8 protein-coding genes and 2 pseudogenes are annotated in these 14,374 nt (G+C 71.7%); 5 read left to right on the top strand and 5 right to left on the bottom strand.

The features are described 5' to 3' along the window. Positions 1-84: 84 nt before the first annotated feature. Both greA and AC3ET4_RS23555 read right to left on the bottom strand, forming a co-directional pair. Complete coding sequence (greA, locus tag AC3ET4_RS23560; RefSeq protein ID WP_431952592.1) at positions 85-582, bottom strand: transcription elongation factor GreA; 498 nt, start codon at positions 580-582, stop codon at positions 85-87. A 179-nt stretch (positions 583-761) separates the two neighbouring features. Further along, a complete protein-coding gene (locus AC3ET4_RS23555; RefSeq protein ID WP_431952629.1) occupies positions 762-1,172 on the bottom strand; it encodes a DUF4307 domain-containing protein in 411 nt (136 codons plus the stop codon). Between the two features lie 106 nt (positions 1,173-1,278). Between AC3ET4_RS23555 and mca the strand changes: the two genes are divergently transcribed. After that, positions 1,279-2,151 carry a mycothiol conjugate amidase Mca gene (gene mca / locus AC3ET4_RS23550; protein ID WP_431952627.1) on the top strand — a complete coding sequence of 291 codons (873 nt, stop codon included), beginning with the start codon at positions 1,279-1,281 and terminating at the stop codon, positions 2,149-2,151. A 4-nt stretch (positions 2,152-2,155) separates the two neighbouring features. Then, positions 2,156-2,395 (top strand): hypothetical protein, encoded by a 240-nt coding sequence (locus AC3ET4_RS23545; protein WP_431952590.1) that lies wholly within the window; start codon positions 2,156-2,158, stop codon positions 2,393-2,395. A 439-nt stretch (positions 2,396-2,834) separates the two neighbouring features. On the opposite strand, the gene AC3ET4_RS23540 is transcribed toward AC3ET4_RS23545, so the two are convergent. Next, on the bottom strand, positions 2,835-5,948 hold the full coding sequence (locus AC3ET4_RS23540; RefSeq protein WP_431952625.1) for a tetratricopeptide repeat protein: 3,114 nt from the start codon (positions 5,946-5,948) through the stop codon (positions 2,835-2,837). Between the two features lie 269 nt (positions 5,949-6,217). Here AC3ET4_RS23540 and AC3ET4_RS23535 point away from each other — a divergent pair, with 269 nt between their 5' ends. Further along, positions 6,218-9,616 (top strand): S8 family peptidase, encoded by a 3,399-nt coding sequence (locus AC3ET4_RS23535; protein WP_431952588.1) that lies wholly within the window; start codon positions 6,218-6,220, stop codon positions 9,614-9,616. An 82-nt stretch (positions 9,617-9,698) separates the two neighbouring features. Here AC3ET4_RS23535 and AC3ET4_RS23530 read toward each other — a convergent pair whose 3' ends face one another. Beyond that, entirely contained in the window at positions 9,699-10,697 is a 999-nt protein-coding gene (locus tag AC3ET4_RS23530) for a helix-turn-helix domain-containing protein (protein ID WP_431952586.1), read from the bottom strand. A 271-nt stretch (positions 10,698-10,968) separates the two neighbouring features. Between AC3ET4_RS23530 and AC3ET4_RS23525 the strand changes: the two are divergent. Beyond that, positions 10,969-11,580, top strand: a pseudogene (locus AC3ET4_RS23525) (transposase); the annotation flags it as partial. Positions 11,581-11,750: 170 nt separating this feature from the next. Here the strand turns inward: AC3ET4_RS23525 and AC3ET4_RS23520 are convergent. Beyond that, entirely contained in the window at positions 11,751-12,752 is a 1,002-nt protein-coding gene (locus tag AC3ET4_RS23520; protein WP_431952584.1) for a PLL family lectin, read from the bottom strand. 429 nt (positions 12,753-13,181) lie between these two features. Between AC3ET4_RS23520 and AC3ET4_RS23515 the strand changes: the two are divergent. Next, positions 13,182-13,781, top strand: a pseudogene (locus tag AC3ET4_RS23515) (transposase); the annotation flags it as partial. Positions 13,782-14,374: the final 593 nt, after the last annotated feature.

Genomic DNA, 14,374 nt, shown 5'->3' with positions numbered 1-14,374 from the left:
CTGCGTGACCGCGCGACGAACCCGACGAACGCGACGAGCCCCCGGCCGGGAAGGCCGGGGGCTCGTCCGCGTCCTGGGGTGGCGTCAGCCGCTGTGCGGCTTGGCGTCGAGGATCCTCACCGACGCCTTCTTGCCGTTCGGGAGCTCGTACGTCGCGTCCTCGCCGACCTTCTTGCCGTTCACACCCGAGCCGAGCGGGGACTGCGGGGAGTAGGTCTCCAGATCGGAGGAGACGTACTCACGCGAGCCGAGCAGGAACGTCAGGGTGTCGTCCGGGTCGCCGTCGAAGGCGATCGTCACGACCATGCCGGGCGCCACCACGCCGTTGTCGGCCGGGGCCTCGCCCACCTTGGCGTGCTGCAGGAGCTGCGTCAGCTGGCGGATCCGGAGCTCCAGCTTGCCCTGGTCCTCGCGCGCCGCGTGGTAGCCGGCGTTCTCCTTGAGATCGCCTTCCTGACGGGCTTCCTCGATCTTGGCGACGATCTCGGCGCGTGCGGGACCCGACAGGTGCTCCAGCTCGGCCTTGAGCTGGTCGTACGCCTCCTGGGTCAGCCAGGTGACGTTCTCGCTGGTCTGGGTCACAGGTGCTCCTCGTCGTACTCGAACTCGCTTGCTTACAAATGAACGCCCTACCCAGAAAGATGCGTCTTCGCGGGAGGGCGAAACCACGAGCGTAACAATTCCCCCCGACAATCGGCGAGAGGAAAATCATCGGGACGCCATCGGCCCAGGTCAAGAGGGGAACGGCCGGGCAGGTCGGATCAGGCGGCGGGCACGCAGCCGACCAGTTCCGCGGAAGTCCCGCGACCGGTGGTGCGAATGGCGACGACGGTGTCCACGCGACTGCTGTCCTGGGCCAGACGCACGTCCTTGCGGCCGACCTCGCCGTGGTCCTCGGCGAGCGAGCGCAGGGTGCACACCGCGGTGACCCCGGCGTCCTTGCGGACCTCGAGGTGGACCTGGACCTCCTGGTCGGAGACGACCTGGAACTTGATCACCTCGGCGCTGACCTCGGTGCCGGCGAGTTTGTCCCAGCCGATCCAGCCGACGAACAGCAGCAGGACGACACCGAGCACCGCGCCGACCAGCCGCAGCCTGCGGTCCGTGCGCGCGTCGGCGTCGGCACCGCGCCCGTACCGTCCCTCGGGCAGCCCGTCGCGCACCGCGCTCATCATCAGTCCTCCCGGGGCCCGGGGAATCCCGCCTTGGAATCAAACAGCCCCTCGCTTCGGTCACTATAGAAGCCGCTACCCATGACCCATGACTGAGGATCCGACCTTGACCGAGCAGCTGCGGCTGATGGCCGTGCACGCACACCCCGACGACGAGTCCAGCAAGGGCGCCGCCGCCATGGCCCGCTACGTCTCCGAGGGCGTCGACGTCCTGGTCGCGACCTGCACCGGTGGCGAGCGCGGCTCCGTGCTCAACCCCAAACTGCAGGGCGACCCGTACATCGAGGAGCACATCCACGAGGTCCGCGCCAAGGAGATGGACGAGGCGCGCGAGATCCTCGGCGTCCAGCAGTCCTGGCTCGGCTACGTCGACTCCGGACTCCCCGAGGGCGACCCGCTGCCCCCGCTGCCCGAGGGCTGCTTCGCCCTGCAGGACGTGGACGAGGCCGCGGGGACCCTGGTGAAGCTGATCCGCGAGTTCCGCCCGCACGTGATCACCACGTACGACGAGAACGGCGGCTACCCGCACCCCGACCACATCATGACCCACAAGATCTCGATGATCGCCTTCGACGCCGCCGGCGACCCCGAGCGCTACCCCGAGGCCGGCGAGCCGTGGACGCCGCTGAAGCTCTACTACAACCAGGGCTTCAACCGGCAGCGCACCGTCGCCCTGCACGAGGCGCTGCTCGCCCGGGGGCTGGAATCCCCGTACGGCGAGTGGCTGGAGCGCTGGCAGACCGCCGACCGGCCGGAGCGCAACATCACCACGCGCGTGCCGTGCGCGGACTTCTTCGAGATCCGGGACAAGGCGCTGCTCGCGCACGCCACCCAGATCGACCCCGACGGCTCCTGGTTCCACGTCCCGATGGAGCTCCAGAAGGAGGTCTGGCCCACCGAGGACTACGAGCTCGCGAAGTCCCGGGTGGACACCTCCCTCCCCGAGGACGACCTCTTCGCGGGCATCCGGGAGAATTGAGCGCGTGAACGCGACACTCGGCACGGCCGCAGCCCAGCTCGTACCCCTCGCCGTCCAGGACCTCGACCAGGACAAGGTGACGCCCGGCCTTCTCGGCTTCGTCATCTTCGCCCTCATCGGCCTGTCCCTGTGGTGGCTGATGAAGAACATGAACCGCCAGTTCCAGAAGATCGACTTCGAGGAGCAGCCGGCGGAGCGGCCCTCCGCGGCGGCCGCCGCCGAGGGCCCCGGCCGCACGGGCTGAGGCGCCACCCGGCGGCCCCCTCCGGGCGCGAGGGGAGGTGCGGCCGCCGGCCGGACCTGCGACCCGCTCCGCGACCACGGCATTTCCGTGGCCGCGCCATGCGGCGTGCCCGCGGGGGTGCGCGCGGTGCGCGGGTGGGCATTCCGGACCGCACGTCCATGTGCAGGGCGGGCGGTGTTTCTCGTGCCGTCCCTGCTGCACCACACACATGTCAGCGTCCAGAACACCCACCCCCCGGCCGAAGGGCGGGGAGGGCGGATGTTCCGGACGGTGCGTCACATCTGCGGGCGGCATCCGGGGCACCACGCGTACCGCCCGCACACACGTGGACACGCCGTCGGCCGTCCGCACCACATCACGCGCCGGGCGGTACCGCCCGCACACACGCGGACACGCCAGTCCACGATGTCCGGCCCCGGAGGCCCCGCCCCCGGCGCCCTCAACCCCCCACCGGCACGTCCAGCACCTCGCGCGCCCCGCGCGACGGCACCATGCCCAGCCGCCAGGCCTCCCACGGGGTGCCCGGCTCCACGCCGCGCTCCAGGAGCAGGGCGTAGGCCTCCGCGTACTCGTGCAGCACGGGGTCGCGGCCCGTGTGCGCGTCGTCCGTCAGCCGGTCCAGCAGCGCACGGGCCTCGGCGGCGCCCTCGCGGCTGAGCAGCGGCTCCAGCGTGGACCGCAGGAACCCCGCCCACGCCAGGCCGCGCCGGTCGCCCACGATGGCGAAGAGCCGCTCCGCCTCCCGGAGGAGCTCCAGCGCGGCCGGGACCCGGTCGTTGCCGGCGTCGATGACGGCGAGCTCCACGCAGGACCAGCCCTCGCCGTGCGGCGCCCCGACGCGGTGGAAGTCCGCGCGGGCGTCCTGCAGGAGCTGGCGGGCGAAGCCGCTGTTGCGCAGGTTGCCGGTGCGCGCCGCCCGCTGGTCGCGGGAGACGCGGGCCGAGTGGTGGCGGGCGCAGGCCAGTCCGTAGACGTCCCGCATCCGGCTGAACATGGTGCGGGCGCGCTCCAGGGCCCGCAGCGCGCCGTCCAGGTCGCCGCCCTCCTCCAGGGCCTGGCCGAGGTGGTACAGCGACCACGCCTCGCCGCGGGCGTCCTCGTTCGCGCGGTGGCGGGCCAGCGCCTCGCGCATCAGGTGCAAGGCGGCGTCGGCGTCCCCGCCCAGCAGGCGGGCCCGGCCGAGCTGGGTGGTGGTCCAGGCCTCGCCGCGGGGGTCGCGGGTCGCCGCGTAGCAGTCCCCCGCGGCCCGCAGCTCCCGTTCGCCGCCCTCCGCGTCGCCGAGCCGCAGCAGCAGCTGGCCCAGCTGCAGGTGCGCCCAGGCCTCGCCGTGCACGCTCTCGCTCTCCCGGTGCAGGGCCAGGGACCCGGTCAGCAGCTCGTGTGCCTCCGCCGGCCGGCCGGCGTCGCGCAGCACCGCCGCCAGCGCGTGCTGCGTCCAGGCCCGGTCGGCGCGCAGCTCGTCCCCGGCCTGCAGCTCCAGGGCCTCCCGCAGCTTGGCCTCCGCCTCCCGCAGGCCGCCCTGCTGGTGCAGGGTGATGCCCAGGCTGCACAGGGCCCGGGCGGCGCCCGCCGGGTGGTGGGCCTCGAAGTACAGGTCGACCACCGACGAGAGGGTGGAGCGGGCCTTGTCGAGCTCGCCGAGCTGCCGCGCGGCGATGCCGGTGCGCCACTGGACCGAGCGGACCAGCATCGACTGGTCCGCCTCCCGCCGGTGCGCCTGGGCCAGCTCGCTGATCTCGCCGAGCCGGTACAGGTCGCCGCGGAGCAGGCAGTAGTCGCACAGCGCGCCGAGCAGGTGCTGCACCACCCGCTGGTCGACGCCCTCGCAGTGCCGCAGTGCCGAGGTGATGAAGCTCGACTCCTCGTCCAGCCAGCGCAGCGCCTGGTCCAGTGACGGGAAACCCTGCGGCCCGAAGCGGTCGGCGCGGGTCGAGGTGCGGCCGTCGACGAGCCGGATGACCGCGTCCGCGAGTTCGGCGTAGCTGCGGATCAGCCGTTCCTGGGCGGCCGCCCGCTCGGCCGGGTCCTCCTCGTCCAGCAGGCGTGCGTGGGCGAAGCGCCGTACGAGGTCGTGCAGCCGGTAGCGGCTGCCGCGCACGTGCTCGACGAGGCCGGCCGAGGCCAGTTCGGCCAGCCGCCGGGCCGCCTCCTGCTCCTCTGTCCCCAGCAGGGCCGCGGCGGCCGCCGCGCCGAGGCTGGTCCGCCCGGCGAGCGCCAGCCGGCGCAGCAGCCGGCGGGCCGGCTCGGGCTGGTCGTGGTAGCGCAGCGCCAGTGCCCGGTCGACGGGGCCCACGGGGCCGTACGCCGCCAGATCGGCCGCCAGCCGCTCCGCGCCCCGCTCGGGCAGGGCGCTGCCCGCGATGCGCAGCGCGAGCGGCAGCCCGCCGCACAGCCGCCGTATGGAGTCGGCGTCGTCCCCGGCCGTGACCGCCCCGGGCGCGAGTCCGGCCAGCAGCTCCCGCGAGGCCTCCGCCCCGAGCGGTTCGACCGGCAGGGCGTACACGCGGGCCGGTACGTCGAGGGTGAGCGGCTGCGCCGCCGTGACCAGGACGAGGCTGTCGGAGCGTTCCGGGATCAGGGCGCGCACCTGCTCGGGCCCGGCGGCGTCGTCGAGGACGATGACGACGGGCACGCCGGTGAGGTGCTTCTGGTACTGCTCGGCCAGGCGCCGCAGGTGCTGCTCCCGGGAGGTGCGCTCACGGAACAGCAGGTGTTCGCGGGGCGCGCCGAGCCGGTTGAGCAGGTGCAGCAGCGCGTCCCGTACGGGCAGCGGGCGTTCGCCGGGGGCGGCGCCGCGCAGGTCGACGACGCAGGCGCCGCGGAACTGGTCCCGCAGCTGCTGCGCGGCGCGCACCGCGAGCGTGGTGCGGCCCGAACCGGCCTGGCCGTGCAGGACGACCACGACGGGCTCGGAGCCGGGGGAGACCCGCGCCTGCCGCACCCACTGGGCGATCTGCCGCAGCGGGTCCCGGTGGCCGGTGAACGGTCCCTGGGTGGAGGGCAACTGGGCGAAGGACTGCTCCAGGACGCTGCGCCCCCGGGCCGCGGCGCTGCGGTCGGCGCGGCGCTTCGCCGGCGCCTTCACAGGAGCCCTCGCGGGAGCCGGTACGGCGCGCCGGCGCTCCAGGAACGGCCGCACGCCGCGCTGTTCCACGGCCTCCAGCCAGGCTCGCCGCAGCTCCCTCGACCGGGTGCTGCCGCCGCCCGTCGTCAGGGCGGTGGTCACGGCCGCCCCGGCGAGCGCCACCACGCCGCCCGCGCCCAGCGCCGTGGGGACCGGGGTGCCCCAGCCGAGGTCCGCCACGCACGCCGCGACGGCGGCGACCGCGGTGACCAGCGCCGGGGTTGCCAGGGAGGAGCGGCGGCCCTCGCGTTCCGCCACCACCGCGGTGGTGTACGCGGCGTACTCGGCGGCCGCCGCGGCCGCGATCTCGTCCACTGCCGCCCGTGCCTGCCGCAGCGCCTCCTCCGCCTCGCCCGAGCGGCCCTCCCGCCCACCGGCGACGGCGTGTTCCAGCAGCCGCAGCACCTCGGCCCGGTCGGACGTGCTCAGTTGTGCGCGCTGTTGCGACGTCTGCTTCGTCACGACTGCCCCCTCGGTTGCCGCCCGCCCCCCAGTGTGCTGCCGACAAGGCCGTATCGCGACACCGCGTGCGCGGGTGGCCCAGGGGGACAACCGTCGAGCCGGCCTTCCGCTTCGCGACGTTATGACCGCTTTCGCGGTGTCCTTGGCGTGGCGCAAAAGTGACGTGTCGTATGACGGACATCAAAAAGTGCTGACCAGGTGACGCCTTGGCGTCACGCTGTTCTCTTATGAAACACGTGAACGAAAAGCGGCTGCCGGGGATCCCGCGTCCCCGGCCGCGGCACGTGGCGGCCACCGCGATCGTGGCACTCCTCGCCGGACTGACCGCCACCCCCGGCGTCGCCCAGGGCCTCGGCCCGGACGCACGGCAGGCCGACCCGGGCGCACGGGGAACCGCGGGGAGCGGAGCACACGGCCTGACGCAGCAGCAGGTCACCCTGATCACGGGCGACCGCGTCACGCTGGACACGGACCCCACGGGCAAGCAGAGCGTCCTGGTCGAGCCGGCCAAGGGGCGCGAGCACATCAGGTTCGTCAAGCGCCAGGACGGCGACGACTGGACCGTCATACCCGTCGACGCGCTGCCCCTGCTCGCGGCTGACCGCCTCGACCGGGCGCTGTTCAACGTCTCGGCCCTGGTCAAGGGGAAGTACGCGGAGCGGAAGAGCCTGCCGCTGATCGTCCAGTACACGGGCGACGCGGCCACGGCCGAGCGCCGGCTCGCGGCGGCCGGGGCCGGCGAGGTCGACGCCATCGCGGGCACGTCCTTCGCGTCCGTCGTCGAACCCCAGGCGGATGCCGGGGATTTCTGGAAGGGCATCGCCCCCGGTCAGGCCGGCGTCACGGCACTCGGTTCCGGCGTCAGCCGGATCTGGCTGGACGGCCGAGCCAAGGTCCAGCTCGACGTCACGGTGCCGCACATCGGAGCCCCGCACGCCTGGGAGAAGGGCTACACGGGCAAGGGCGTCAAGGTCGCGGTGCTGGACACGGGCTTCGACCCCAACCACCCCGACCTCAAGGGCGTCGTCACGGAGTCGGCGAACTTCACCACCGAGCCGAACACCGACGACCTCGCGGGCCACGGAACCCACGTCGCCTCGACCGTCGCCGGCTCCGGCGCGGCCTCCGGCGGCCGGTACAAGGGCGTGGCACCCGGTGCGCAGATCCTGCTCGGCAAGGTCTGCACGGGGGACGGCAACTGCGAGGACTCCGACATCATCGAGGGTCTGGCCTGGGCCGCCCAGCGCGGCGCCAAGGTGATCAGCCTGAGCCTGGGCGACGTCGACACCCCGGAGACCGACGCCGTCGAGGCGATGGTCGACGCCGTCAGCCGCGACTACGGCGCCCTGGTCGTGGCCGCGGCCGGCAACGACGGCGACAGCAGCAGGGTGGCCTCGCCGGCCTCCGCCGACCGGGCTCTGGCCGTCGGCGCCTCCCAAGAGGACGACGACCGCGCCGGCTTCAGCAACGTCGGCCCCCGCGAGGGCGACTCCGGCCTCAAGCCGGACCTCATCGCCCCCGGCGTGAACGTCGTCGCCGCCATGGCCGGCGGCACCACCGCCGACGACGGCTACGTGGCGATGAGCGGCACCTCGATGGCCACGCCGCACGTCTCGGGCGCGGCGGCCATCCTGTTCCAGCAGCACCCCGACTGGACCGCGGAGCAGGTCAAGCGCCAGCTGATGCAGTCGACCGACGGTGCCATGGAGCACGGCGCCTACTACCAGGGCGCGGGGCGCCTGGACGTGGGCCGGGCGGTCGACCAGGAGGTCACCGCCGACACCGCCGGACTGGACTTCGGTCTGGTCAAGTGGACCGGCGGCACGCGCCCGCCGGCGACCAGGACGATCACCTACCGCAACTCCGGCGCCGCGCCCGTCACTCTCCGCCTGACGCAGCACGCGAGCCGCGGCATCGCGGACACCCCCGCTCCCGAGGGGCTGTTCCGGCTCGGCGCCGACACCGTCACGGTGCCCGCGCACGGCACGGCGGGCGTCACCGTCACCGCGACCCCGGAGGCCGCCGGCACGCAGTACGCCGCCTACAGCGGCGTGGTGAGCGCGGCCACCGCGGACGGCGGGGTCTCGGTGCGCGTACCGCTCGGCATGGACGTGGAGCAGCCGTCCCACGAGCTCCGCGTCACCATGAAGAACAGCGCGGGCAAGACTCCCGAGTACGCCTACCTGCTCTTCAGCTCCGCCGACGGCCAGACCCGCGAGGTGGAGGTGTTCGGCACGGACAGCGTCGCGCGGCGACTGCCCGTCGGCACGTACTCGGTGAGCGGCTTCTTCTTCGAGGGGGACTTCACGAAGGCCACCGTGGTCGGTGAGCCGCAGGTCGTCATGACCGCCGACCGCTCGGTCACCATCGACGCCCGGAAGGCCAAGCCCGTCACGGTCTCGGCCCCCAGCCGCACGGCCCGTATCATCACCAGCGAGATCGGCACCATCGGTCTGGGGAACCACCTCCTGTCCATCACCGCGAACGAAGCGGTCGGCGACGACCACATCGAGAACGTGTACGCGGTGCCCACGACCCGGTCCAAGGACTCGGCGTTCACCTACATGGTCAGCTCCACGTGGGGTGAGCCCGCCCCCGGCGGCGGCGTGAACCCCGCGTCGGTCTACTACCTGACCCGTCCGGTGCACGGGTCCATCCCGGCCGATCCCGGCTACGAGCCCCGCCGGTCGGAACTCACCACGGTGAACACCACCTTCGCTGCCACCGCCAAGGACAGCACCGGGGCGCGCAACGTCTACATGTACGTCGACGACCAGCGGTTCCGCATGCCGACGCTCAGCGGCCTGCGGGTCCCGGACCGGCGGGTCGACTACTTCTCGTCGGCCGACGGCCTGCGCTGGCAGAGCTCCTTCGACCAGACGGACCTCTTCGACGCGGACGCCCCCCGCGGGCAGGCCTACATGAGCACCATCCACGGCTACCGGGCCGGGGCCAAGGTCGAGGAGCACTGGAACCAGGCGGTCCAGGGCGTCGGCTTCTCCCCGGAAGGTATGGACACCTACCGTGAGGGCGGCGACATGTACTTCGCACTCCAGGAAGCCGCCAACGGCGACCTGGGCCTGGTGGCCATGACGAATGCCTCCAGCGAGCAGAAGTTCACGTTCACGCGGAACGGCGAAGAGGTCCCGTACTTCTACGGATACGCCGCCGTGCCGGAGGACACCAAGCCCGCCGACTACCGCCTGACGCTCGAGCAGGACCGCGACCTCGCCCCGGCGAGCCTGGTCTCCACGCATCTGCGGGCCGAGTGGCAGTTCCGTTCGCAGACCCCGAAGGCGCGGCAGGCGCTGCCGCTGTACGCGGTGCGCATGGCTCCGGAACTGGACGAGTGGAACCGGGCCGAGGCCGGGCACAAGCTCCGCATCCCGGTCCTGATCCAGCGCGCGGTCGGCGCCGCCGACACGCCCATCCGCACCTTCACCGCCGAGGTCTCCTTCGACGAGGGCAGGACCTGGCAGACCGCCAAGTCCACCGGCTCCGGCACCGAGCGCACCGTGACCGTCGACCACCCGCGCCACGTCGAGGGCGGGTCGGTCAGCCTGCGTACGTTCGTCAAGGACGCGGACGGCAACTCCTTCAAGCAGACCGTGATCAAGGCCTATCTGCTGAAGTAGCCACGTCGCGCCGCAGGCGCCGGGCCTCCGGACGGAACCGTCCGAAGGCCCGGCGCCGCCTGTCCCCTCGGAGCCCGTCGCGTCAGAGCCAGTCGCGGCGGGCCGCGTGCCAGCCCAGCTGCATGCGGGTGGCGACGCCCGCGAGGTTCATCAGCCCCTGGATGCGGCGCTGGACCGTCCGCTTGCTCACGCGCAGCTGTCCCGCGATCGCCTCGTCGGTCATGCCGGCGACCATCAGGGAGAGCAGGTGCCGGTCCTCCGCGGCCGGTGCCGCGGGATCCTCCGGGCCCGCGCCGCCGATCCGCCCCTTCTCGGTCACCCGCAGCGGCGCGCCGACCTCCCAGTAGTGCTGGAACAGGTCGATGAGCGCCTCCAGCAGGCTGCTCTCCCGCACCACCGCCGTCTTGAGCGCCCCCAGACCGGCAGTCGCGCCGCCGGAGGGCAGCGGAACGACGGCCACCGAGCGGTCGGCCACCGCCATCCGCAGCGGCAACCGGGGCACCGCCCGGGCGACCTCGCCGGCCCGCACCCCCGCGACGACGTTGTCGACCGCCCCGGGGTCGTCGAAGTAGGCCTGCTCGTACAGGACCCGGTAGAGCACGCCGCGGCCCAGGGCGTCGTACTCCTCACGATTGCTCCCCGCGGGCATCGCCACGTAGTGCGCCTTGCAGAACCACAGCATCTCGTGGCGGGCGCCGTCCTGGAGCTGCCGCAGACGCTGCCGCAGCGCGGCCGCGCCGCTGATCACCTCGACCGCCTCGCCCGCTCCCCAGGAGCGGGCGCTGCGGCGGTAGGTCTCCACCAGTCCGAGCACGATCGCCCGGTCCTGCTCCAGCGCCTCCGCGTGGCGCTGGAGCCGCGGTACGAGGGCGACCTGAGGCGGAATCACCGCGAAGGCGCCGGGCGACTCCTCCACCGCGTACGCCAGTCCCTTGGCCTCCAGCGCGAGCAGCAGCCGCCCGACCGCCGGGGGACCGAGGTCGGTCCGTGCGGAGATCTCCTCGGCGGACGCCGACTCGGTGGCGAGCAGCAACCGGTACACCTCGGCCTCGGAGGCCGTGAGCCCCACCGTCTCCAGCATGTCGCGCCTCTCCGCTCACCGTCCGGCAGCCGATTCCATCAGCACGACCGGCCGGGGACAACGTCCGTTGCCGCGGGCAACAACCGGGTTCGCGGGGCACGGGGACGGGCTGAAACCATCACCCCTGCCGGGCGGCGCGGCGGCGCGCGGCCAGGACGGCGCCCGCACCCAGGACCACGGCCGCGGCAGCGGCGGCGCCGGACGTGGCCGGGCAGGTGACCGTGGACCTGGACGGAGTGCTGGTGATCGCGCACTCCGACAAGCAGGACTCATGACCATCACCGATGCCATCCACCAGGCCGTCTTGAAGGTTCCGGCATCGGCCTGGACACCGGCCGTCGAACCCGGCGGCGGCATCCGCGACGGCGTCTGGATCGCCGAACTCGACGGCGCCTGCCTCAAGGGCTGGCCGAAGGGGATGCGACTGGTCGTCCGGAAGGAACGGCCACACCCCGGCGCACAGTTGCGGATCACCGACGCCGACCGCATGCGCCTGACGGCGTTCGCCACCAACACCGCCGGCACCCCGATCGCCGCACTCGAACTGCGACACCGCCAGCGCGCGAGAGCGGAGGACCGCATCCGCGCGGCACGGGCCACCAGCCTGCGCAACCTTCCCCTCCACGACGCCGCACAACATCAGATCTGGCTGGAGATCGTCCAGATCGCTCTGGACCTGCTCGCCTGGATGCCGATGGTCGCCCTCACCGGCGACGTCCGTCGGTGGGAACCGCGGCGGCTGCGGCTCCGGCTGTTCTCCGCCGCCGCACAACTCGTCACCACCGGACGGCGCCGCATCCTCCGCCTCGCGGCCCACTGGCCCTGGACAGGCGTGATCACCCAAGCCCTGCAACGGCTCGCAGCCCTGCCGAACCCAGGATGACCAGCCACTTCCTGTCCCTACGAGCATCACCACCGAACCGGAGCCGTGGAACCCGGCGCCCACCCGACGCGACAGCCGGGCCACCAGCCTGCCCGCCTGCAGGAATCTCGGCCCCCGAACAAGCCGAAAGGGCCCATCAGCAAGCTGACGGACCCTCACGCAAACTGAGGCTAGCCTCTGTAGCCCGGCTTCCAGTAGATGGTTCCGGCGTCCATACCAGTCAAGAGCAGGTATATGACGCCGCGGTAGACGGAGAGGAAGGGGGAGACGTTCGTCTGCCAGCCCGTGTTCTCCGCCTGCCATCCAGCCCAGTCGCCGAGATAGCCTCTGGACTGGAGCCACAGGTGACCAGAGTAGTCACGCGCCGTCACGAGCAGGTTGCCGGCCTGGTCCGATGCGATGACCGGAGAGCTGTTCGTCTGGATACTGGGCAACTGGTAGGCACTGGTCCACCAGTTCTGCCCGAGGTACTGCTCGGCGTAGTAGACCCGATCGTCGTTGAGTCCTCGGAACACCGCGTAGAACGCCTGCCAGTACGGGTTGAACGTCACTGTCGGGGCGCTGTTGCTCTGGAAGCCCATGTACTGAGCGGGAGCCCAGTTGACGGAGCCCACAGGCAGCCAGGAGGCCCACATGCGCGTGTCACTCGCGCCCCGGTACACCATCAGCAGACCTGAAGCCGTGGTCGCCAGCGATACGGATTGATACGTCCTTTGGCCGGTTATCGGCGCCCAGGCGGACCAACTGGCCCCTATGGCGGCGAAACCCGATGCGACGCGGCTCCAGTAGATGTTGCCATCAGTACCGGTATGGAAAGCGTAGAACCAGCCATTGGAGTATATGACACGCGGTGCGGTGGTCGTTTGCGAGGTGTTCGCGCCGTAGCCGATGGATGTGGGCGTCTCGTTGTCGACCGAAATCCAAACGTGGTCGTCGAACTCCCCTCTGTAGATCCCCACGAGCCGCCCGGAGTCGCTGCGCGCTTCCGAGTACGTGTCCCGCGACTGGATCGGAGTGTGGTTGGCGATCTCCGGAGTCCAGCTGCTGCCTTCGCCGGGTTCGCTCGCGAACGCCTCGGAGCCGGTTGCCAACGTCACCGCGCATGCGGCGATCAGCGCGACGGCCCAAAGCCGTCCGCGCTTTAGCCAGAAGGAATGCCTTGAAGAGAACATAATGCGCCTTTTGCTCATAAATGGACATAACTGCATCGAGGGCGCCTCTCGCCCTACAGATGCATGATGATCATAATCTAAGAGATCGCCGCACCACAGTCGGTCCGGCCGCGGAGTGGTGACAGTCATCACTCGTGTCTTGGGTCCCACCTCCATCAACCGGGGTGCAGGTGGCCGCCCGGCGGGTGCCTGACCTCGATCATTCAGCGCTGTCTGATGTGGTGACTTCGCCCCGTTTGCTCCTCCAGTGGGCGGTGGGGCCGTCGCGTGTCGCTGCGGCTGGCCGGATTCCACAGGTCCGGAGACTGGGGGTCCTTCTCCTTCCTGGTCCTCGCCGGGATGCGTCCGTGCTGGTCAGGCTGTCTGTGGCAGGGCGGTGAGCCGGTTCCAGGCCAGGACGAAGGCGTCGGTCCAGGGCCAGGTGAGGTGGATGCCATCCACCAGGCCGTCTTGAAGGTTCCGGCATCGGCCTGGACACCGGCCGTCGAACCCGGCGGCGGCATCCGCGACGGCGTCTGGATCGCCGAACTCGACGGCGCCTGCCTCAAGGGCTGGCCGAAGGGGATGCGACTGGTCGTCCGGAAGGAACGGCCACACCCCGGCGCACAGTTGCGGATCACCGACGCCGACCGCATGCGCCTGACGGCGTTCGCCACCAACACCGCCGGCACCCCGATCGCCGCACTCGAACTGCGACACCGCCAGCGCGCGAGAGCGGAGGACCGCATCCGCGCGGCACGGGCCACCAGCCTGCGCAACCTTCCCCTCCACGACGCCGCACAACATCAGATCTGGCTGGAGATCGTCCAGATCGCTCTGGACCTGCTCGCCTGGATGCCGATGGTCGCCCTCACCGGCGACGTCCGTCGGTGGGAACCGCGGCGGCTGCGGCTCCGGCTGTTCTCCGCCGCCGCACAACTCGTCACCACCGGACGGCGCCGCATCCTCCGCCTCGCGGCCCACTGGCCCTGGACAGGCGTGATCACCCAAGCCCTGCAACGGCTCGCAGCCCTGCCAAACCCAGGATGACCAGCCACTTCCCGTCCCTACGAGCATCACCACCCCGACCGGAACCGTGGAACCCGGCGCCCACCCGACGCGACAGCCGGGCCACCAGCCTGCCCGCCTGCAGGAACCTCGGCCCCCGAACAAGCCGAACGGGCCCGTCAGCAAGCTGACGGGCCCTCATGCAAGATCGAGGCGAGAGGCGTTCTCCGGCGGGGGATTCACACGCCACCCGGTGGCCTGAGGGGTACGTGCCGCACTCCGCGAAAGGCGGCGCATTTCGTGAAAGCAGCTGTCTGGGAGCCATCATTTCCCTACCATTTCCCCTGAGGGCAGAGGGGGTTACGATGCGCAAGTATCACGCGACGCTCGCCGGGTCGAAGCCCGGTCCTGAGGAACGGGAAACCCCGGGATCGGACATGAGGGCGACGGCGACGCGTCCCGCCTCATGGACGCCTGCTTGCGGCGGAGCCATAAGAAAGAAGACCTCGCCGCGCGGCGAGGGCATCTGCGAGACGTGGTGCGCTGGGCGCGGGCGAACGGGTTTCGAGGTCCGGCACATCCGGAGTAATCACTCGCGCACCGTGGGGATTTGGAGAGGACCACGCGTCACCGAC

Source organism: Actinacidiphila sp. bgisy167, from assembly GCF_057707665.1.
The sequence above is the reverse complement of the archived record's forward strand: the minus strand, read 5'-3'. Positions and strand labels throughout refer to the sequence as shown.

Coding starts and splice junctions, on each gene's coding strand:
- AC3ET4_RS23555 (WP_431952629.1), bottom strand. CDS start 1,172: ATGAGCGCGGTGCGCGACGGGCTGCCCGAGGGACGGTACGGGCGCGGT.
- AC3ET4_RS23530 (WP_431952586.1), bottom strand. CDS start 10,697: ATGCTGGAGACGGTGGGGCTCACGGCCTCCGAGGCCGAGGTGTACCGG.
- AC3ET4_RS23520 (WP_431952584.1), bottom strand. CDS start 12,752: ATGTTCTCTTCAAGGCATTCCTTCTGGCTAAAGCGCGGACGGCTTTGG.